23 protein-coding genes are annotated in these 19,196 nt (G+C 67.5%); 10 read left to right on the top strand and 13 right to left on the bottom strand.

The genetic code is table 11. The features are described from left to right. Positions 1-32: 32 nt before the first annotated feature. Entirely contained in the window at positions 33-842 is an 810-nt protein-coding gene (locus DEU35_RS03375) for a hypothetical protein (protein ID WP_116238617.1), read from the bottom strand. Positions 843-1,626: 784 nt separating this feature from the next. Between DEU35_RS03375 and DEU35_RS03370 the strand changes: the two genes are divergently transcribed. Next, positions 1,627-2,184: a hypothetical protein gene (locus DEU35_RS03370; protein ID WP_116238616.1), complete on the top strand. Its 558-nt coding sequence runs from the start codon at positions 1,627-1,629 to the stop codon at positions 2,182-2,184. 386 nt (positions 2,185-2,570) lie between these two features. Here DEU35_RS03370 and DEU35_RS03365 read toward each other — a convergent pair whose 3' ends face one another. From DEU35_RS03365 to DEU35_RS03350, 4 genes are all read right to left on the bottom strand, one after another. Then, on the bottom strand, positions 2,571-3,209 hold the full coding sequence (locus DEU35_RS03365; protein WP_116238615.1) for a hypothetical protein: 639 nt from the start codon (positions 3,207-3,209) through the stop codon (positions 2,571-2,573). Then, entirely contained in the window at positions 3,202-3,624 is a 423-nt protein-coding gene (locus DEU35_RS03360; protein ID WP_116238614.1) for a RidA family protein, read from the bottom strand. The genes DEU35_RS03365 and DEU35_RS03360 overlap by 8 nt, the downstream gene beginning before the upstream one ends. 168 nt (positions 3,625-3,792) lie before the next feature. Next, positions 3,793-4,161: a hypothetical protein gene (locus DEU35_RS03355; RefSeq protein WP_147301823.1), complete on the bottom strand. Its 369-nt coding sequence runs from the start codon at positions 4,159-4,161 to the stop codon at positions 3,793-3,795. A gap of 140 nt (positions 4,162-4,301) precedes the next feature. Beyond that, positions 4,302-4,682: a nuclear transport factor 2 family protein gene (locus DEU35_RS03350; RefSeq protein ID WP_103206650.1), complete on the bottom strand. Its 381-nt coding sequence runs from the start codon at positions 4,680-4,682 to the stop codon at positions 4,302-4,304. A gap of 304 nt (positions 4,683-4,986) precedes the next feature. Here DEU35_RS03350 and DEU35_RS03345 point away from each other — a divergent pair, with 304 nt between their 5' ends. From DEU35_RS03345 to DEU35_RS03315, 7 genes are all read left to right on the top strand, one after another. Beyond that, entirely contained in the window at positions 4,987-6,492 is a 1,506-nt protein-coding gene (locus tag DEU35_RS03345; protein ID WP_116238612.1) for a class I adenylate-forming enzyme family protein, read from the top strand. A 40-nt stretch (positions 6,493-6,532) separates the two neighbouring features. Next, entirely contained in the window at positions 6,533-8,362 is a 1,830-nt protein-coding gene (locus DEU35_RS03340) for a DUF3556 domain-containing protein (RefSeq protein ID WP_116238611.1), read from the top strand. Continuing rightward, a complete protein-coding gene (locus tag DEU35_RS03335) occupies positions 8,359-9,798 on the top strand; it encodes an NAD(P)/FAD-dependent oxidoreductase (protein ID WP_116238610.1) in 1,440 nt (479 codons plus the stop codon). Before DEU35_RS03340 ends, DEU35_RS03335 begins: the two co-directional genes overlap by 4 nt. Next, complete coding sequence (locus DEU35_RS03330; protein WP_116238609.1) at positions 9,795-11,084, top strand: CdaR family transcriptional regulator; 1,290 nt, start codon at positions 9,795-9,797, stop codon at positions 11,082-11,084. Before DEU35_RS03335 ends, DEU35_RS03330 begins: the two co-directional genes overlap by 4 nt. Before the next feature lie 230 nt (positions 11,085-11,314). Further along, the gene (locus DEU35_RS03325) at positions 11,315-11,674 is read left to right on the top strand and encodes a hypothetical protein (protein WP_116238608.1); all 360 of its coding nucleotides are present in this window, start codon (positions 11,315-11,317) and stop codon (positions 11,672-11,674) included. Positions 11,675-11,845: 171 nt separating this feature from the next. After that, positions 11,846-12,058 (top strand): nuclease, encoded by a 213-nt coding sequence (locus tag DEU35_RS03320; RefSeq protein WP_246077928.1) that lies wholly within the window; start codon positions 11,846-11,848, stop codon positions 12,056-12,058. A gap of 145 nt (positions 12,059-12,203) precedes the next feature. After that, positions 12,204-12,590, top strand: coding sequence for a DUF3021 domain-containing protein (locus DEU35_RS03315; RefSeq protein ID WP_103207080.1), 387 nt, complete (start codon positions 12,204-12,206; stop codon positions 12,588-12,590). A gap of 85 nt (positions 12,591-12,675) precedes the next feature. Here DEU35_RS03315 and DEU35_RS03310 read toward each other — a convergent pair whose 3' ends face one another. Further along, a complete protein-coding gene (locus DEU35_RS03310; RefSeq protein WP_246077929.1) occupies positions 12,676-13,077 on the bottom strand; it encodes an aldehyde dehydrogenase in 402 nt (133 codons plus the stop codon). 221 nt (positions 13,078-13,298) lie between these two features. Between DEU35_RS03310 and DEU35_RS03305 the strand changes: the two genes are divergently transcribed. Next, a complete protein-coding gene (locus DEU35_RS03305) occupies positions 13,299-14,150 on the top strand; it encodes an NAD(P)/FAD-dependent oxidoreductase (protein ID WP_181904562.1) in 852 nt (283 codons plus the stop codon). Here DEU35_RS03305 and DEU35_RS03300 read toward each other — a convergent pair. The 7 genes from DEU35_RS03300 to DEU35_RS03270 form a co-directional block, all read right to left on the bottom strand. Continuing rightward, a complete protein-coding gene (locus tag DEU35_RS03300) occupies positions 14,147-14,782 on the bottom strand; it encodes a hypothetical protein (protein ID WP_116238606.1) in 636 nt (211 codons plus the stop codon). The two genes, DEU35_RS03305 and DEU35_RS03300, sit on opposite strands and share 4 nt — an antisense overlap. Positions 14,783-14,867: 85 nt before the next feature. After that, on the bottom strand, positions 14,868-15,104 hold the full coding sequence (locus tag DEU35_RS03295; protein ID WP_116238605.1) for a DUF1653 domain-containing protein: 237 nt from the start codon (positions 15,102-15,104) through the stop codon (positions 14,868-14,870). Beyond that, a complete protein-coding gene (locus DEU35_RS03290; protein WP_116238604.1) occupies positions 15,101-15,442 on the bottom strand; it encodes a hypothetical protein in 342 nt (113 codons plus the stop codon). Before DEU35_RS03290 ends, DEU35_RS03295 begins: the two co-directional genes overlap by 4 nt. 55 nt (positions 15,443-15,497) lie before the next feature. Then, on the bottom strand, positions 15,498-16,049 hold the full coding sequence (locus DEU35_RS16795; RefSeq protein ID WP_147301822.1) for a hypothetical protein: 552 nt from the start codon (positions 16,047-16,049) through the stop codon (positions 15,498-15,500). A 63-nt stretch (positions 16,050-16,112) separates the two neighbouring features. Then, complete coding sequence (locus DEU35_RS03280; protein ID WP_116238602.1) at positions 16,113-17,207, bottom strand: type I restriction enzyme HsdR N-terminal domain-containing protein; 1,095 nt, start codon at positions 17,205-17,207, stop codon at positions 16,113-16,115. 131 nt (positions 17,208-17,338) lie between these two features. Then, positions 17,339-17,812 carry a hypothetical protein gene (locus tag DEU35_RS03275; RefSeq protein WP_116238601.1) on the bottom strand — a complete coding sequence of 158 codons (474 nt, stop codon included), beginning with the start codon at positions 17,810-17,812 and terminating at the stop codon, positions 17,339-17,341. 162 nt (positions 17,813-17,974) lie between these two features. Continuing rightward, complete coding sequence (locus DEU35_RS03270; protein ID WP_103206636.1) at positions 17,975-18,475, bottom strand: small multidrug efflux protein; 501 nt, start codon at positions 18,473-18,475, stop codon at positions 17,975-17,977. Between the two features lie 204 nt (positions 18,476-18,679). Between DEU35_RS03270 and DEU35_RS03265 the strand changes: the two genes are divergently transcribed. Beyond that, the gene (locus DEU35_RS03265) at positions 18,680-18,967 is read left to right on the top strand and encodes a hypothetical protein (RefSeq protein ID WP_103206635.1); all 288 of its coding nucleotides are present in this window, start codon (positions 18,680-18,682) and stop codon (positions 18,965-18,967) included. The last annotated feature ends 229 nt before the right edge of the window (positions 18,968-19,196 follow it).

The following is a 19,196-nucleotide window of genomic DNA, read 5'->3' as shown; positions in this document are numbered from 1 at the left end:
CATTTAGCCCGAAACCGCAGCTGCTGACTCAGTCAGGACAAAGACGGGATGGTGGTGGGGCCGGCGAACCACTCTGGTGGGAGTTCCGGTGCGCGCGCAGCTTGGACGGTGACTTGCGCGGCGATCGCGGATCCCTTGACCTTCACCCACGTCGCAGCGACGAGCCCGTCTCTTTCCAGATGTTCGATGGTGGGCAAGAAGTGCGGGCTGGTCGTCGCGGTGAGTGACCCCACGGCACGGCCGTCGATTCGCACTTCGACTGTGTGCTTCACGATTCCGCGCGCACTCGTCGTCTCGACGCGATGGAGGGTGCCGATCGCGATGCTTTCGGAGCCCGGGTTGACGTGCGGTGAGATTGCCTCGAGGTGGTTCTCCTCCCCCGTCACCTGGACGGCGTTTCCCCACGGGAGGAGAGAGTAGGAAACGCTTGGTGGCTCATTTATAGGGTGAAGCAGATGCGGCTCATTCAGAGCGAGTGAGACCCGAGCATGCAATTTCTTGACTTCATCCCACCCGCGCCGTTGAACAGCCCAGAGCCGGGCGCGAGTCGTGGGCACGTACCCGGCTCGTTCGACTCGGCTGATGGCTGCGTGATAGCGGTCGGCGTCGTCTCGCGCGAGATAACCGACGTGTGAGCCCTCGACGACGACCATGATGGCGCGACGGTGGTAGCGGTTCTCGGGCTCCGTTCGCAGTACGGCGGGGACGTCGGGAATCTCGACCTCGTGATCCAGGCGGAGGGCTCGACCGGTCAAAGTCTTGACCACGGCGGCGATCTCGGAGGTCCTGGCGAACTCTCCCTCGACTTCCGTTGACTTGTACTTGTCGCTGCCGAGCAGCATGTAGGAACCGCGGTTCGACGTCGGCAGAGCTTCGCGTGGCGCGGATGGGGGAGGGGTGGGGCCGGCGCCACGAGCGACCATGCCGTTGGCCCCCGCTTTGTTCGCCGCAGCAGCGGCGCGAGCTTCGGCGCGGGTCGCGTACGAGGTGCGATTGGACCGATCTGCGTCTACGCGAGGCCCAAGGGGTTTCTCGGAGTGCGTGGGCGCTACTCGCGGTAATTCCGCGCGGGCGGGCTGATCGGCTTGGACACTGTTCCATGCTCGGCTGGGCGGCGCAGTCGTCTTAGCGCGTCGACGGAGAATCATCGACCAGATGATCGCGCCTATCGTGAGGAGCGGGGCGAGGAAGATGCCCGCCAGGAACCATCCGGCGGCGGCGGAGAATCGACCCGGAGTTCCTGACGGTTGGCTCGTGTCGACGCCCACCAAGATCACGAACACGATGAGTGCCGCGACATGGATCCCCACCATGATGAGGAGCGGCGTCCTCGGTTGCAGAGATGATCTCGACATTGAGTTGTCGCCCTTCGTTCTTCCGCTCTCGCGCGCCTGAGTCGTTGGTGCTGCGGCCGTGATGCTTTCGGGCGATCGTATAAGCGGGATCGCGGTCGATGCACCGTGCGGGCGGCGGAGAGTCGAAGGTGAACGCGTGACGGTTCCTGCGGTGGGGCTGTGGCTGCGGCCTTGGATCAGGATGCGCGAGGATTCCCTCTTACGAACCTGTGAGACGGATCGTTACCAGGTAATATTACCTGTATACGTTTCGTATCACCGAGGAGGAGCAGTGCAACTTGTCACGCCGAACTCGGCTACGCGCGCGAAGGGCAGCCGCAGCGGCTTCTACCGCAGCGCGAACAGGGGAGCATGGGTGCGGATCGCTCGAGGCGTCTATCTCCCCGAAGGCGCGCCCGCAACGGACTGGGACCAGCTCGAAGCATCGGCCCGACGTCCTGAGGCGACCATCTGCCTCGTTTCGGCGCTCGCCTACTACGACCTCACTGATGTCATACCCGACGCACTCGACGTTGCTATTCCTCGTGGTACCCGCGCTCCCGCGTCAGAAAGTGCCATCCAGTGGCATCGGTTCGATGCGGGCACCTTCTTGTTGGAGCGAGAGGAAGTCGTCATCCCCGGCAGCACTCAGCGGATCGGCATCTACACGCCCGAACGAACGATCGTGGACTGCTTCCGCTTACGAGCCGACACGGGTTATGAGATTCCGCGCGACGCGCTGAAAGAGTGGTTGCGACGCGGAGGGAAGCCCGCGACCTTGATGAAAGTGGCTCGAGCCCTTCCTCGGAGCACCAAGCCTGTACGCGACGCACTCGAGATTCTCGCGTGAGCGGTGTTGAGGTTTTCCGAGCGGTGCGGGCGTTCGCGCGTTCGGGTGCCAGGAACGGCGCTCCGGTGGCGACGCAGGAGTATCTTCTCCGGCACGCACTCGAATCCTTTCTCGCCAGGCTCACGCAAACGAAGGCCATGCATCATGTCGTTGGTGGCGCAAGTCTTTACCGTCCGTCTACCAACGCGGCGACGGATGGATCGAGGTAAAGGCTCGCTGGGCGGATCTCGCTTGAGAACTGCTGGCCCTCAGCTCCCCGCGCTGGAGGGGCCGGGGGAGTTCGTGCGCGATCTGCGGGAGGGGTTGGCGGCGGTGCTTGCGGCGTCGCGGAGAGGTGCCACGAGCTCGGCCGTGCCGCTGCCCCCCGGACGGCATTCGGCCCGCCGTTAGGAGGAAATGTCCGTCGCGACGACGTCCGAAACCGGACGAGCACGTCGCGCCCGCGCCACGAGCACGAGTATCCCCAGACCGCCGGTGATGCCCACCCAGACGACGAGCAGCCCGGTGGCTATCAGCGCCGTGAGCGGGAAGACGGAGAAGGCGACGTCCACTCCTACCGAGCCGGAGTTCGGGGCCCAGGTCGCTCCCGCGGTGAGAAAGGCGTACGCGAGGGCGGTTGACGTGAGCCAGGCGCCTCGCACCCGGCGGCCGCGACGCACCATCGTCGTGGTTCCGCCCACGAGGCCCGCGATGATGGCAACGCTCACCGCCACCAGGGCAACCCACGGCATCGCGGAAGCCGCGAAGCCCCCCATCACGTCGCGGCAGAAGAATGCCCTGTTGTTGCCCCAGCTGGTGCCCGCATGATGGCACTCCGCGCCCAGAAAGGCGATGGAGAAGAGGACGGTTGTGCCACTCGCCACGATCGCGCCGAGGCTGAGGATGAGCCAGCCCCAGCCGAAGCCTGAGCGCGGCCATCGCCCCTTTCCCCTGATCCCCACGTTGTCAGTGTGGCATTTCCCGTGGAAGGTGACCGAGTGTTCTCCGGATGCCGAGGCGTCGATGGGTGCGGTGGGGTCAGTCACGCGGACCGGAGTCGACCACCGCAGCCACCGTCTCGATCTCCACAAGCTGGTCGTCGTACCCCAGCACGGTGACACCGAGGAGTGTGCTCGGCGCGTCATGCTCGCCGAACGCCTCCCGGACGACCTCCCACGCCGACACCAGGTCGGCTTGGCGAGTGGAGGCCACCAGAACACGCGTACTGATGACATCCGTCAGACCTGCGCCCGCCTCGCGAAGTGCGATCGTCATGTTCTCGACGCACGTGGCCGCCTGGGCTGCGTAATCGCCGATGCCGGCGGTCGTGCCGTCGAGGTTCAGCGGGCAGGAACCGGCGAGGAAGATCAGCCGCGCCTCAGCGGGAGCGGTGGCGGCGTACGCATACTCCGCGCGGCCGGAGAGGGCGGTCGAATGGATGAGCGTGACGGCGGAGGGCATCTTCTGACCTTTCGAGGGCGGGCTCAGACGGTGCGGGTCATGAGCACGATCGGGGCGTCGAGCGTCTCGGGGACGGCGACGATTCCGAGCGACTGCACGCCTCTCACCGTAGACCGGGCCGCTGCCGTCACCGCAGGATCCGCTGACCCCTCGGCATCCGGGCGCACGTCATCGCGCCCAGCGTTCCCGCTCCGGCACCGAAGACCACGGCCACCTCTCCTCGGTCCCCGCCTCCACCGGCTTGTACGCCGGCCGGCCGCGAATACACAGTCCGTACAACCAGGTCGTTCCGCACGCGGCGCACTGCGCGAAGAGGACGATCGTGTATTTCAGGTCGGATTCCGCCAGCGGCATCATGTCGCGGAGGGGGACGTCGGCGCGGAGGACGTGCATGCGCCCGTCATCCAGTCGCTCGGCGAGCCGGTCCTCGGTGACGCGAATGTCCAGCTCGCGCTGGCCGTAGCTCATCCGGTACTCAGCGACCGACGTGCAGACGTCGCAGTCGGGGAGTGGGGGATCGGGCGAGAGAGGTGGCATCCCTTGATTCTGCCTGCGCCGTGAAGAGCGGTATGCCTCCCGCGACCGGCCGAATCACGTCGGCGGTGTGCCCGAACGACCTCGCGGATACATCACCGCTCCGATCGTGATCACTGCGCTTCCGATGAACAACACCCGACTCACGGCACCGGTTGGACGCTGCCGGCGACGACCTGCCACCGCCCATCGATGATCGACCAATAGCGGAGGTAGCTCATCTTTCCTTCGATGCGGTGACCGTCGTCGATCAGCCGTGCGTCGACCAACGAGTCGACCCGAGCCCTCCCCGCGTGCTCTCGCGTCGATCGGTGCAGTTCGAGTATCTGCTCGAAGCGCACCGCTCCGGTCGAGTGGGCGTTGAGGTCGGCTTCGCGGTCGGTCACCGAGCCATCAGGAAGCTCGAATGCCAGACCCTCGAAGAGCACGTTCCGCAAGGCATCCGTGTCGCTGCGTCGCATGGCTTCGTGGAGGGCGTCTTGGGCCTCGTCGACGGAGCGCCCCGACGCATCGCGCGTGGTCATGCCCCGAGGCTAGCGCGGGAAGAAATGGCTCGGGACGCGCTTTGCGACGGGCCCGACGGGGTTGTGCTCGTCCGCCCAAGAACGACGACCACCCTCCCGACAGCTTGAAGCCGATGGGCCGGGATTCCTCCCCGCCGACGCACCGTGGCATCCGTGCACCGTGCACACTCCCCGGTGTGAAGTTCGCCACCCGCGCCACTGTGCTGCCCGGCCGACCTTTCTAGCGTGAGGGGAGCGCGAAGACGCGCACCAGAACGCTCGAATCGCGTCCGACGCAGCCGTCGGCGCGGGGAGGTGAACGACGATGTCTCTCGACGAACTCGACACTCGCACCACGACACCGCTCTCGGTGTCCGGCCTCGCGCATCTGCCGTGGCGGAGCCCCTCAGCCGGGACCGGTCGGCCCGCTGTGCGTGACGTGACCGAAGAACTCAGCTACAGCGGACTCGAACGGCGGGCGGCCGCGTGCGCGGAGCAGTTCGCCGCGCGCGGCATCGGACGCGGCGACGTGGTGGCGATCATGCTGCCGAACTCGGTCGCGTTCCTTGCCGCGATGCTGGGCGCCTGGCGCGTGGGCGCAGCCGTCACGCCGGTGAACCCCACGTTCACGGAACGGGAGCTGCGCTACCAGCTCGACGACTCGGGTGCGCGCCTGCTCGTGACGGCCAGCGCCCCCGCGGTCGAGGTCGAGACGCTGGCGCCGGCGGATCTCGCGCGCATCCCCGACGGATCCATCGACGATCCGCCCATCACCCCCGACACGCTGGCCCTGCTCGTGTACACGAGCGGCTCGACCGGCCAACCCAAGGGCGTCATGCTCGATCACGCCAACCTCAGCGCGATGGCCGCCTCCCTCCGCCGCCACATCGAGCTCGGACCCGACGATCAGGCACTGCTCGTCCTGCCCCTCTTCCACGTCAACTCGCTCTGCGTGAGCTTCCTCGCCCCCATCAGCGCGGGCGGCAGCGTGTCGATCCTGGAACGTTTCGCCCCGGGCACGTTCCTCGACGCGGTCCAGCGCTATCGACCCACCTACTTCTCGGCGGTGCCGGCGATCTTCGCGAGACTGGCCGAGGTCCCGCGGGAACAGATTCCGCGCCTGCCCTCGCTGCGCCTGGCGATCTGCGGTGCCGCACCGGCCAGCCCCGAGCTCCTCGCCCTCAGCGAGAAGCGATTCGGCATCCCGATCCTCGAGGGCTACGGCCTCACCGAAGCCACGTGCGCTTCGGCGTGCAACCCCCTGTGGGGCGAGCGCAAGCCGGGCACCGTCGGTCGTGCCCTCCCCGGCCAGCAGATCGCCATCCTCGACGACGAGGGCCGTCTCGTGCCCCCGGGCGTGCGGGGGGAGGTCGCGATCCTCAGCCCCACGGTCATGCGCGGGTACCTCGGACGACCGGATGCCACGGCAGAGGTGATGCGCGGAGGATGGCTGCGCACGGGGGACATCGGCATCCTGGACAAAGACGCCTATCTGACGCTCGTCGATCGGGCCAAGGACATGATCATCCGCGGCGGCGAGAACCTCTACCCCAAAGAGATCGAGGGCTTCCTCGCCACGCACCCCGCGGTGCTCGAGGCCGCGGTCATCGGTCGTCCCGACCCCGTGTACGGCGAGGTCCCCATCGCCGATGTCGTGCTGCACCCCGGCGAGGTCGTCACCGAGGATCAGCTCCGCGCCCACTGCGCCGAGGGCCTCACCAAGATCAAGGTGCCCGCCGAGATCCGCATCGTCACGGATCTCACGCGCAACCCGGTCGGCAAGGTCGACAAGCCCGCGATGCGCCGCGCACTCGCCGCGGCCACCGCCTGACCTCTTCGCTTCCCCCATCCCGTCACCGAAGGAGTTGATCATGGGATTCAAAACCGCGGAGTTTCCGCCCGTCGACACGAGCACATTCCTGCACCAGCCACTGCGCGAGCGGATCAAAGCCCTGACTCTGCACTGGGTGGAGTACGGCTTCGGATCGCCCCGCATGATCGCCGCGACCTACCTCGTGAAGATCGCCGTGCTGTGGCTCTTCATCGGCAGCATCGTCATCACGGCGACGAGCGGCGTGGGATGGTTCTGGCAGGTCGACCAGTGGTGGAACCAGCCGATCGTCTACCAGAAGGCGATCATCTGGACCATGCTGCTCGAAGCGATCGGCCTCGCCGGATCGTGGGGGCCGACGGCGGGCAAGTTCAAGCCCATGACCGGTGGCATCCAGTTCTGGGCGCGACCGGGCACGATCCGGCTACGACCGTGGGCCTGGGTGCCGGGAACGGCCGGTGACACGCGGACCGTGTTCGACGTCGTCGTCTACCTCGGGTTCCTCGCGGCGCTCGCCACGGCGCTCGTGCTCCCCGGCACGGTGACCCCTGCGCTCGCCGCGGCGCTTCCCGAGAACACGAGCGGGTTGGTGCAGACCACCCCCGTGATCGTCGCGATCGCGCTGCTGGTGATCGTGGGCGTGCGCGACAAGACGATCGCGGTCGCCTCGCGCATCGAGCAGTACCTGCCGGCGCTGGTGTTCTTCTCGGTGCTGTCGTTCGTCGACATGATCATCGCGCTGAAGCTGCTCATCGTGGCCGTGTGGGTGTGCGCGGGCATCTCGAAGTTCGGCAGGCACTTCGTCAACGTCATCCCGCCGATGCTCAGCAACACCCCGTTCTGGCCGCCGAGATGGCTCAAGCGCGCCCTGTACCGCGAGTTCCCTCGGGACGTGCGCCCGTCGAAGCTCGCGCACTTCATGGCGCACGCGATGGGGACCACGGTCGAGATCGCCGTTCCGCTCGTGCTTCTGTTCTCGCAGAACTTCTGGGTGACGCTCGCGGCGGTCGTCCTCATCGTGGGCTTCCACCTCTTCATCTTCTCGACCTTCCCGCTCGCCGTCCCGCTGGAGTGGAACACCCTGTTCTGCTACGCCGCGGTGTTCCTCTTCCTCGGCTTCCCCGCGCAGGCGGGGTACGCGGTCACCGACTTCTCGAACGGGTGGCTGCTCGCCGGGATCGTCGCGGCCCTGCTGTTCTTCCCCGCGCTCGGCAACCTCCGCCCCGACAAGGTCTCGTTCCTGCCGTCGATGCGTCAGTACGCGGGCAACTGGGCGTCGGCGCTGTGGACCTTCACGCCGGGGGCGGAGCAGAAGCTGGATGCCGTCATCCGGCCCACGTCGAACCAGGTCGATCAGCTCGTTCAGCTGGGTTACGCCCCCGAGATCGCCGAGATCACGATGCAGCAGACGCTTGCGTGGCGCTCGATGCACAGCCAGGGTCGCGGACTTTTCTCGGTGCTCTACCGGGCGCTGCCCGACATCGAGACCCGCACGATCCGCGAGGGCGAATTCGCCTGCAACTCGGTGATCGGCTTCAACTTCGGCGACGGCCACCTGCACGACGAGTCGCTCATCCGTGCCCTGCAGAGCCGCTGCCACTTCGCGCCCGGGGAGTTCGTGGTGGTATGGGTGGAGTCCCAGGCCATCCACGCGGACTTCCAGGAGTACAAGGTGATCGATGCGGCACGCGGCGTCATCGAGCGGGGAAGATGGCGCGTCGCGGATGCCGTGGCGGCCCAGCCGTGGCTCGCGGACGGCCCCATCCCGCTCGAGCGCTCCTGGCGCGCTGACGCCCCGGGCCAGGTGGCCGACGTGACGAACAACGTCCGCACGGTCTCGCGCAGGCGGGGAGAGCGGGTCCCGAAGTGACGCGCGCGGTGGTCGTCGGCAGCGGTCCCAACGGGCTGGCCGCTGCCGCGACCCTGTCGGCCGCGGGCCTGGACGTACACGTCGTCGAGGCGGCGGACGAACTCGGGGGAGGGGCGCGCAACAGCGAGCCCCTCCTCGCGGGGCTCATCCAGGACCACTGCGCCGCGGTCCACCCGATGGCGGCCGGCTCGCCGTACTTCGCCGACCTCGACCTACCGGAATCGCCCTGGGTGCTCCCCGAGATCGACTGCGCCCACCCGCTCGACGACGGCGACGTGGTGTTGCTCCGTCGCTCGATCGTCGAGACCGCGGCCGGCCTCGGCGCCGACGGATGGCGGTGGCAGACCCTCTTCGGCCCCTCGTCGCGCTCGTTCGCGGCGCTGTCGGAAGACATCCTCCGCCCCCTCGTCGGCATCCCTCGTCACCCCCTGCTGCTCGCGCGGTTCGGCGCCGCTGCCGCGCTGCCCCCGGTGTGGACCGCGCGTGCCTTCGCCGAGGAGCGAACCCGTGCTCTGTTCCTGGGCGTCGCGGCTCACGCGTTCCAACGCCTCGACCAGCCGCTCGTCGGCGGGATCGGCGCGGGCATCATCACCGCCGGACACGCCGTGGGGTGGCCCGTCGTCGCAGGCGGAACGGGAACGCTCACCGCGGCCGTCATCTCCCGGCTCCGTGAGCGTGGCGTGACGTTCGAGACCGGTCGTCGCATACGATCCCGGCGCGACCTGCCCCCGCACGACGTCGCGATGCTCGACGTGCACCCGCACGCCGTCGCCGAGATCCTCGGGGGGAGCCTGCCCCGTCGCATCGCCGAGGCGTTCCGCCGCTTCCGCCCCGGACCCGCGGCCTTCAAGGTCGAGTTCGCGGTCGCCGGCGGCGTGCCGTGGCGAGCGGAAGAGACCGGCCGCGCCGGCACCGTGCACCTGGCGGGGTCGGCGCGCGAGATCGCGGCCGTCGAACGCGACGTCGCCGAGGGGCGGATGCCGGAACGTCCCTTCGTGCTCCTGGGTCAGCAGCACGTCGCCGATCCGCAGCGCTCGGTGGGCAATGTGCACCCCTTGTACGCGTACGCCCACGTGCCCGCCGGCTACACGGGGGATGCCACCGACGCCGTCGTGTCGCAGATCGAGCGGTTCGCGCCGGGCTTCCGCGACCGCATCCGGGCGATGCGGGTCATCACCGCGACGGAGTGGAGCCAGCGCAACCCGAACTTTGTCGGGGGCGACATCCTCACCGGTGCCAAGACACCGCTGCAGTTCATGCTCGGCCCGCGAATCTCGGCGCAGCCGTACGATACGGGGGTGCCGGGCTTCTACCTCTGTTCCGCTGCGACGCCGCCGGGGCCGGGAATCCACGGGCTGTGCGGCGTGAACGCCGCCCGGCGCGCGCTGCGGGGCCTTGCGCCCGCGAGACGGGCCAGGGAGGCGCAGCCCGCGTGACGACGGCATCCGGTTCCGCCGAAGAGCACACGGGCGACGTTTCCGAGCTCCTCGCGCTCGTCGCGCGGCAGCTCGACCTGCGCATGCCCGAGATCGTCCGCGAGATGCGAGACCTGTTGGCATCCCGCATCGACGACCTGGGCGGCGACCCCCAGCTGGTCGAGATGCTGCAGGCGAGCATCGAGGGCAACGTCACGACGATCTGCCACATCCTCGCGAACGGCATCGATCTGGAGAGCCTGCAGCCGACCACGGCCGCCGTCGAGTACGCGGCGCGTCTCGCGCAGCGCGATGTGCCCCTGGCGGCACTGACGCGCGCCTACTACCTGGGTCAGAGCATGTTCCTGCGGCTCGGCATGGACGAGGCCGAGCGCCTCGGCGTGAGCGATCGCGTCAAGATCGACGTCGTCCGCGACATCGCCGACGTCGTGCACCGTTACATCGACTGGATCCTGCAGCTCGTGACCGGCGTGCACGAGCAGGAGCGTCGCCGCTGGTGGACCACCCGAGCGACCCTCAACGCGAGCATCATCCTCAAGGTGCTGCGCGGAGACTCGCTGCCGATCCGCGGGTTCGTCTCGGAGACCGGATACACGCTCGCACAGACGCACCTCGGGGTGATGGCCTGGTCCGACGTGGATGCCGAAGACGCGGCGCGCCAGCACGAGATCGACCTCCTGCTGCGCCGACTGGCCACGGTGGTGCACTCGTCCGCCGCGCCGCTCATCACCGTGGTCGATCGATCCACGGCCTGGGCATGGTTCGGCGGGGCTCGGCTCGACGCGGGAACACTGGCACGGGTGGAGGAACTCGTGGCGACGGTGCCCGGGGTGCGGACCGCCCTCGGCGAGCCGGGCCACGACGTCGAGGGTTTTCGCCGAACGCACGAGCAGGCCGCGATCGCACGGCTCGTGGCGCTGTCGTCGCCCCGCTACCGGGACAGAGCGGTGGTGTCGTACGCCGACCCCCAGGTCGCGCTGGTCCAGCTGCTGACGAAGGATGCCACGGCGACGGCGACGTGGGTGCGCGAGGTTCTGGGCGACTACGCCGGTGCCGGCGAGCAGGCGCGCGTGATGCGCGACACCGTCGCGGCCTACTACGCCGCCGACAAGAACGCGGTGCGCACGGCGGAGCAGCTCGGCGTCCACCGCAATACGGTGCGCCAGCGCGTAGACCGGTTCGAGGCCTCGGTGGGAGCGCGGGGAGTCGATCCCCTGCAGGTGGCGCTCGCCCTGCGGATCTACGACGACCTTCTGCTCGAGGGAGCCGACGCGCGCCACACGTGACAGGCGTTGCGCCGCTCGGCGTGTCCATGCGCCTTCGACTTTCGCCACCAGCGTGCGCCTCGGCGTGCTGCCCCAGCCTCCCGGGTGTCGGTGGTGGGAGCTATCGTCGTGATCGCGAGGGCGACGTGGTCGCTGAACGGTGTGCGGCAAGGACGACGGTGAGCCCGCCGGCCCCGGTCGCGAGCCGCGGGCTTTGTCACGGGAACACGACGCAGACGGAGAGGATCGACATGGGAAAGCGCAAGACTCCGAAGGAAAGAGCCGACGAGGAGCGCCGGTACGCGCGGGCGTCGGCGGCGAGTTCCGATGACGAGTTCGAGCCGTTCTTCACCGATCCGAACCAGGCGATCCGCAACGTCGCCGCCCTGAATCCGAACGCCAGTGCTGCCGTGCTGGATCGTTTCGCCGACGACCGTTTCTGGAGCGTCAGGATCGCCGTGGCCGAGCATCCGTCGACCACGCGTGAGACGCTGTTACGTCTCCTGGAGACCGATCCGCGGCGGCGCGGCGTCGTGCATCACGCGGCACGTGAGCGGCTCGAAGCCGAGGGTGTTCGTTTCGACGACGACGGGGGGATCGTCGCCGAGTGACGCCCGGACTCTGTCGTTGACCTACGTCGTCATGTGCGGTGTTACGCCCCGCTACGCCCCAGATCGCCCGCCCCCGCGGCATCCCGTAGCTTCATCTCACCAACCCCTCCGAAGGCAGGTGAAGCCATGTCCCGCACGATCTCGTCGACAGTCCACCCGATCCAGCGCTGCATGGCAGCCTCGAACCCGTCTGCCTGGTGGGACGGCCTCGTCATCGAGGCCAACGGCTCGACCGCAACGGTCGCCCTGCTGAACGGCACAACGGTTCAGCTGCGGATCGTCGGTCCGGCCGTCGATATCGAGGCGGGGGAGCCGGTGGCGTACCACCCGGTCGCCGAACTGCTCAGCGCGTCCGCGATCATCACGACCGCGCGCGCCGCATAACGGAGCGCCCGTCGACGTGAGTTCGGTGGGTGGTGCTTCGCGAACCGCTGCAGGCGATTGCGCCTTGGCGAAGTCGGGTCGCGACTGAGTTGATGCTTGTCGCGGTTGCGGGTTTGAGTCCGAGGCCCGTGATTGACTCGTGATTATGAGCCCCATTGCGCAGGCCGCCCTTCGAGGTGGCATCCCGCTCGTCATCATGGGCGGAATCGGAAGTGCGCTCCTTCTTCAAGGGCAAGCGGAGAACGGACGCGCGACGCTCGCGGTCGCCGTCATAAGCGCTGCGGTTGCCGGTACCTCGGTCATCTATCAGATCGACCGCTGGTCGCTGCGACGGCAGTCAATTCTTCACTTCGCGATCATGGCGGTGACCGTGTTGCCTGCCCTTTTTCTCAGCGGATGGTTTGCGATAGATACTCCCGCTGGCGTTCTTCTTGTTATCAGCTTGTTTCTGTTTGTGGGATTCGTGCTCTGGTCGAGCTTCTACCTGATCTTCCGCGCGATTAACGCTCGGCCGGCGCGAGCATCGCGCTGAGAAGCACCTCGCCCGCTCCCTGGTTGATGGCTGAAAAGCCGAGCGGCCGCCGACGACACGTCAGCGGCCGCGCGAAGAAGAGAACTCAGGCGGTCATCGAGGCCATCATCGCCTCGCACTTCATGACCATGTCGTCGCAGGCCATGGCGCAGTAGCGGCACATCTCGTCCATGTCGCCGTGCGCACGGCACTCGGCAGCGCATGCCTTGCCCATGGTCATGCAGGCGGTCATCATGGCGCTCATCACGTCCATGTTCATGCCGGCGGGACGCATCATCATGTGCATCGTCGCCTGCGCCATCTCGACCATGTTCGAGCACATGGCGCAGCACGTGGCCATCTCGGCGCCGTGCATCATGTCGCTGCCGGCGCACATCGCCGCGGCCATCGCACACGCGTTGAGCGACTGCATGCATTCCTGCATGGCATCCATGTCCATGGTCATCTCGCCCATGTCCATCGACTTCATCATGTCCATCGTGTCCATCTGGATCTCCCGTGCTCTCGTCGGTTCGGAGGAACCGGAGGCCGCGGAGGGACTCCGGCGTACCGCGATGCTACGCCGCGAGCCGCGTGATTCGACAGGGCTCAGGGGAGGTTGATCAAACCGCCGATGCCGGCTCACATCGTCTTGGACGGCTCCGATCAATCGCCCTCGAGCGGGCGATCTTCCTTGGCTGTCGGCGCTGGATTCGTCATAGTGATCCAGTGACGTGGAAGTATCAGGCGGCGATCATCGGGGGCGGCCCCGCGGGCCTGCAGGCTGCTCTCACCCTCGGGCGAATGCACGTCGAGACGGTCGTCTTCGACGACGGGCGGTACCGGAACGCCTCTTCGTCGGTGATGGGCAATGTGCTCGGGTGGGCGGGCGCGGAGCCCGCAGCGCTCCGGGCCGCCGTGCATGAAGAACTCGCCGCCTATCCCTGGGTGCGCCGCGTGCCCGAGCGCGTCGAGACCGCGCGCGAGGACGGGAGCGGGCTGGTGCTCGTCACCCCGAGCGCGCAGTGGAGCGCCGAACGCCTCCTTCTCGCGAGCGGCGTCGACGACGCGTTGCTGCCCATCCCCGGGGTTCGCGAACTCTGGGGCGACATCGTGCTGCCGTGCCCCTACTGCCACGGTCACGAGTTCGCGCCCGGCCCGATCGCCGTCATCTCCGACGGGGGCCACGCCGAGCATGTGGGCGGGCTGCTACGCGGGCTGTCGTCATCCGTACCGGTCGTCGCACCGGCAGATGTCCTGTCCGTGAGCCGGTCGGCTACCGGGGTGCGGATCGACCTGCGCGACGGCGACGCGGTCGAGGCTGCCTGCGCGTTCATCCCCCCGAACGCACGCGCTCGATCGGGGATCGCGGACGATCTCGGCATCCGCTCCGCCCCGGAGGGGATCGAGATCGATGCGCTCGGGCGCACCAGCCGAGCGGGCGTGTGGGCAGCGGGCGACGTCGCGAAGAGGGTCGATTCTCGAATCCCCGCTGCGGTGGTCACCGCGATGGCGTCGGGGCTGACCGCGGCGGCCGACATCGCGGCATCCGTCGCCCTCGTTCGTGACGGACGGTCCTAACGCACGCTCGCCGCGGTATTCGGCCCCGGTGAGGGGATTCGGATGCCGACAGACCTCAGCTCCAGACCGGCGAGGCGCTGCATGACGACGGGGTCGCCGCGGCGCCAGGCGGCCGCCGCGTCGGGGTCGACCTTCGTGAGTGTGCCCACCTTCTGATGCGAGAGAGCCCGCAGCGCGAGAAGGTCGGTGGTGAGGCCCGCGCGCACCTGAGCCCGGGTGCGCGTCGCGAGCGAGACGAAGCGGAGGCGGGGGAGGAGCCAGACCAGCAGAACGATGAGGATCGGTAGCGCCGCGACTCCGACGCCGAGCGCGATCGCCGCCTGGCGAACGATGTCCTGCTGCGTCTGGCCGACCGCCGCGAGGGTGTCGCCCGCGGAGCTCGCCCTGGTGAACGGGCTGCTGATCCCTTCTCCGATGAAAGGAACTCCTCCGAGTCGCGTGCCCGCGTCGGTCATCGACGTGCGGAAGTCCACGCCGGTGGTCTGCAGCTGACGGCCGAGCTGAGAGAACTGGTCGACGGCGGAGGAGACGGTGATCCCCGCGAAAATGCTCACCGCGATGAGCGCGAGAGCGACGAAGTCGGCGATCACCTGACGCCCGCGTTGCACGGCGAAGTCGGAATACAGTTTCACGCCGTCACTCTGTCACGGGAGGACCGCCGTCGAGGGGAACGTCGAACGGATGCCGTGAACCCGGCGGAGCACACCGGGAGCGATGTCAGCTCGAGGGGCCGACGCGCCGGAACCGCGGGCCCGAATATCCATCGCGTTCGACGTGCTCGGTGAACATCGCGATCGGGCGCACCCACAAAGAGTGGTCGCCGTAGAGCGTGCGGTACGAGACGAAGACCTCTTCGGTCTCGGAGTGCCTCGCAATGCCGAACACCTCGTAGCGCTGGCCCTTGAAGTGCTCGTAGACGCCGGGTTCGATGTGCGGCAGCTCGCTGTGCGTCACGAAGCCGCGGCGGCTTCGTCGGTGCGCGCCTGCAGGTATTCGCAGAGCTTGCCCGTCGTGTACAGCTCCTCGCCGAGGGCGATGAGATTGCCGCCCGAAAGGGGGAACTCGCCGGAGCGCTCCGAGAGAGAGGCCGTCCACGTCCGCTCGCAGTCCACGTTCAACGAGATCGACGCGGGTCCGTGGTTGAGGTGGATTGCCACCATGCCGGATTCGAGGTGCTCGGGGTCGTCCTGGCGGAGCACGTGAACCGTGGCGTGGGCGACACGGTCGTGCTTTTCGTATTCGGTCACCCACTCGTGGATCTCGGCGAAGGTGGGGCGAGCGGAGCAGGTCATGAGTCGAGCCTAGCCGCGGGGGTTGGCGGCGGTTCGATGGCGGCCGGTTGGAGGCTCAGACGCCGCGTGCCTCCCCACCAACCGCGTCGGCGATGGTGGGGGCGATCTCGGCGGATTTTCCGACGCCCTCGCTCGAGTTGAGAGAGAGAACTGCATTTCCTGACGAGACGAAGATGCCGCCGCAGGCGCCGCTGAGTTTCCCCCACGCGGCGAGCGTGTTAGCGCCAGGGAAGACGTTGATGCCGGCTTCGAATCCGTTCACTGTGATGTCGAAGCGTGCCTTCGCGCCCGAGGCGCCAACCTCCGCTCGGACCGGCTCGGAGTGCTCAATGCCCAGCTGATCGAGCGCCCCTAGGAAAGTGTCCGCGGCAGCTTGGATGTCCGAGATGGGCGCTGTGCTTGCTACGTCCGGCGTCGGCGCGGGGGTGACAGCTGCAGTCGCAACGACGGCCGCCGTCGGGGCAGGCGCAGCCTCTCCCGGCTGTGGGGATGAGCACCCTGCGAGAGAAAGAGTCGCAACAACGGCTGCGGCAGCGATAAAGAAGTGGGCGCGTGACATGTGGGGTCTTTCAGTGGAAATGCCTCTGTTCGTCAACGTGATCTCCATGCCGCGCACTGCTCCGTGGAGGATTTCCCACAGGAGCAGTGCGCAACGCAAAGGGTGCTCACGTCATCGATAACGGACGACAGCCTCGCGAATAGCGTCCGCGTGCTCGTAGATTTCATCGAGCTCGTCGATGGCGTGACGAGTCTCGACCTTCTGCTCGTCCAGGAGGCCCAGATATTTCTGTCGTCCATTGAAATGCAGGCGGGCGATCGGCTTTCGGTTGTTGTCGTCGAGCAGCACGGCGAAGTAACTCTTGGCGTCGCGGTGCGTGACGCGGTGCGGCTTAGTCTCTCCGCATGCGATGGCCTTGACGATCTGATAGCCCTCGAGCTCTTCGAGAGTCGTCTCGATCTCGGTGTCGCGCTCGAGGTCCGCCTGCGCCGCGGGCTCGCTCGAAACGGCGGCGGGCGCGTCGCTCGACAGCGGGACGGCGACCCCAGCGCCGGCTCCCAGCGCCGTCTTCAGACGGTCGTTGACGCTTTCGGTGAGGAACTGGCGCGACGCCTTGGTCACGAGCGAAGTGAACTGCTCGCGGACCTTCGCGGTGTACGCACCTTCGTAGACCCGCTGGGTGAAGAACTTGATCCATTCGTCACTCGGTTCGCGGAACTGCCCAGCGATCTCGCGCTTGAGAGCACCGACGTACTTGAGCTCCTCAGCCGCGCTGATGATGGAGTCCAGGTCGAAGTTGTCCTTGCTGAGCTTTTGGACCTCAGGAATCAGTGTGTCGTCAATGTCGAGCAGGTCCAGGACGAGGAACGGCTTGGCATCCATCTTGTTCGGGGCATCGAGATCGGTGAAGAACTGCCAGATCACACCGTTGGTCAGAGCGGCGATACGGGCGTTCGTGGTGGAGAAGTACCGGAACAGTTGCGACGCGTGTTCGATTTTGGGGGCACCGGTCGACGCCTTGCATTCGATGAGGATCTGCACCTCGGCGTCACGCATAATCGCGTAATCGACCTTCTCGCCCTTCTTGATACCCACGTCGGCGGTGAACTCGGGAACGACCTCGAGTGGATCGAACACGTCGTAGCCCAGGATGCTCGAGATGAACGGCATGACGAAAGCGTTCTTGGTCGCCTCCTCGGTGCCGATTGCTGACGCTTGATTGTTCACCTTGGTTGCGAGCGCGGCGAGGCGGTCTTGAAATTCCATCGGTCCCCCATGCTGAGAAATTACTTCCCCGATGGTGGCACGCGCCGACTTCCCTCTGCGCCGTACTCAGGCGGGTTCTTTCGCAATTCGGCCCGGCATTTCCGATTTTGGAAGAGACCGCACTTATCCGGTTATCCGACGTCGGGCTCTCGCACGCCAGCGAGATCCTTCAGGGCGCGGAAGCTCGCCTCGTGCTGCTCCCGGAGGGCCTCCCACCCGGCACTCGGGTCCATCGACTCGGGAGAGGGAATCGCTACCGCGAACCCGTGCTGGGCGCGCGGAACCGCCTCGCCGGGCAGCCGCAACTCCTGCGTGAATGCGCCGGTATCGGGCGCGAACGTCAGGGTGTGCGCGGCGATGTCGTGGTCCCAGTCGGCCGACGGCCACGACATGAAGGCGACGTGGCGCGGGGGATCGAGCGGGGCCGTGACGGACACCCAGCAGCCGTGGTGATCTTCGCCGGGGGAGAGGATCGTGTACGTCCCGCCCTCGCGGTAGATCAGCAGCGCTTCGCGGAACGGCTTTTGCGAGAACATGGCCGTGTAATAGAGGGCTTGCGCGTAGATCGGCTGTCCGAGGGTCAGGGTGACAGTCTGCTGCGGCATCGGGTGGGTGTCCTCTCGAATGCGGGCGGGGTCTCCTCTATCCAGCCATGCGGGCCGCGGGCCGAGGTTGCGCGGAGCGAGGTCTTCGCTATGACGTTGCTGACCGCGCGCGGAACTCAGCGCAGACGTCGAGACGCGGCATCCCTCGTCCGAAGGGAAATCTCACGCCACCGCCCGGACCACCCCCGTGATGATCAGCGTGATCACCGTCGTCCACAGCACGATCGCGGCGGCCTGCCAGGCGAGCACGCGCATCGGCGGCACGCCGGTGGAGGTGAGGGCCGCGGCGGTGAACTGCGTCGGCAGCAGCAGGGGGCCGAGCAGGCTCACGCCCGGGGTTCCGTAGCGGTGGTAGGCCTTTTCGAACTTCTCGCGGCGGGCGGTCGGGGGCTTCTCGATGGCGCCGCGGCGGGTGGTGACGGCGGTGCGCACGCGAGAGGTCGCGAGCACGACTACGGCGACGCAGATGATGTTGCCGACCGCGCCGGCGATGGCGGCGACGATCGGAGGGATGCCGCCGATGATGCCGATCGCCGCGGCACCTTCGCCCTCGATGAACGGCACGGCACCCGCGAGGGCGAGGATGAGCGGTTGGACGAGGTCGGGCACGTCGGCGACGAGGCCCTGGAAGCCGAGGATGAGGTCCGACACGGGATTCGACATGGGGACTCCGGGGGAATGAGGACGCGGCGTATTCCGCGGTGATTCCATCCCATCGGCGGGCGGCTCGTCGCGGCAGTGTCGCGGTGTCACGACCGGGCGGGAAAATGCGGCGCCCCACCCCTGACGAATGTCAGTGGTGGCCTTCACGGCGTCTTCCGGATCGCGTATCGTCGCAAGCCCCGTGGCCGATCCGAAGGAGGAACCGTGCCGAGCTTCCTCGTGTGGATCGAGTACCTCTTCTGGGCGGTCATCGCGGTCGGGGTGCTCGTTCGTCTCGGCGTCGCGCTCGGACGTCGTCGCTCGGGCCGGCGCAAAGACGCCGTGCGACAGGCGATCCGCCCCGTGATCGATGCGGGTGCGGTCGAGTCCGCGTTCTACGGATGGACGCCATCGACCTCGGGGCAGCTTCGGCAGGAGCCCACCTCGATCGAGACGGCGCAGGACCGCGACCGCGTTCCGCCCGAGCTCCCCGACGACCGACCGCTGAGGTGACGCTCCCGCGGCATCCGCGCCGGATTTCGGACAGCCTGAACACTGGGAATGGCGCTCGACGTTCCGCGTCATCACGGGGTGAGGCAACCCGAAATCCTGTCAATCGCGCTCTCAGCTTGCGTTCAGAAATATCGCTGGCCGAGGCTGGAGGCAACGAAGGGGAGTAGCTCCGGGCCGCCTCCGGCCCGCGGCGGTGTCGACATACTGGCGTTCACGATGATCGCCCGGC

The sequence above is a fragment of the Microbacterium sp. AG157 genome (assembly GCF_003385695.1).
GTDB classification, from domain to species: domain Bacteria; phylum Actinomycetota; class Actinomycetes; order Actinomycetales; family Microbacteriaceae; genus Microbacterium; species Microbacterium testaceum.
This window is presented reverse-complemented; position numbering and strand designations above follow the sequence as displayed.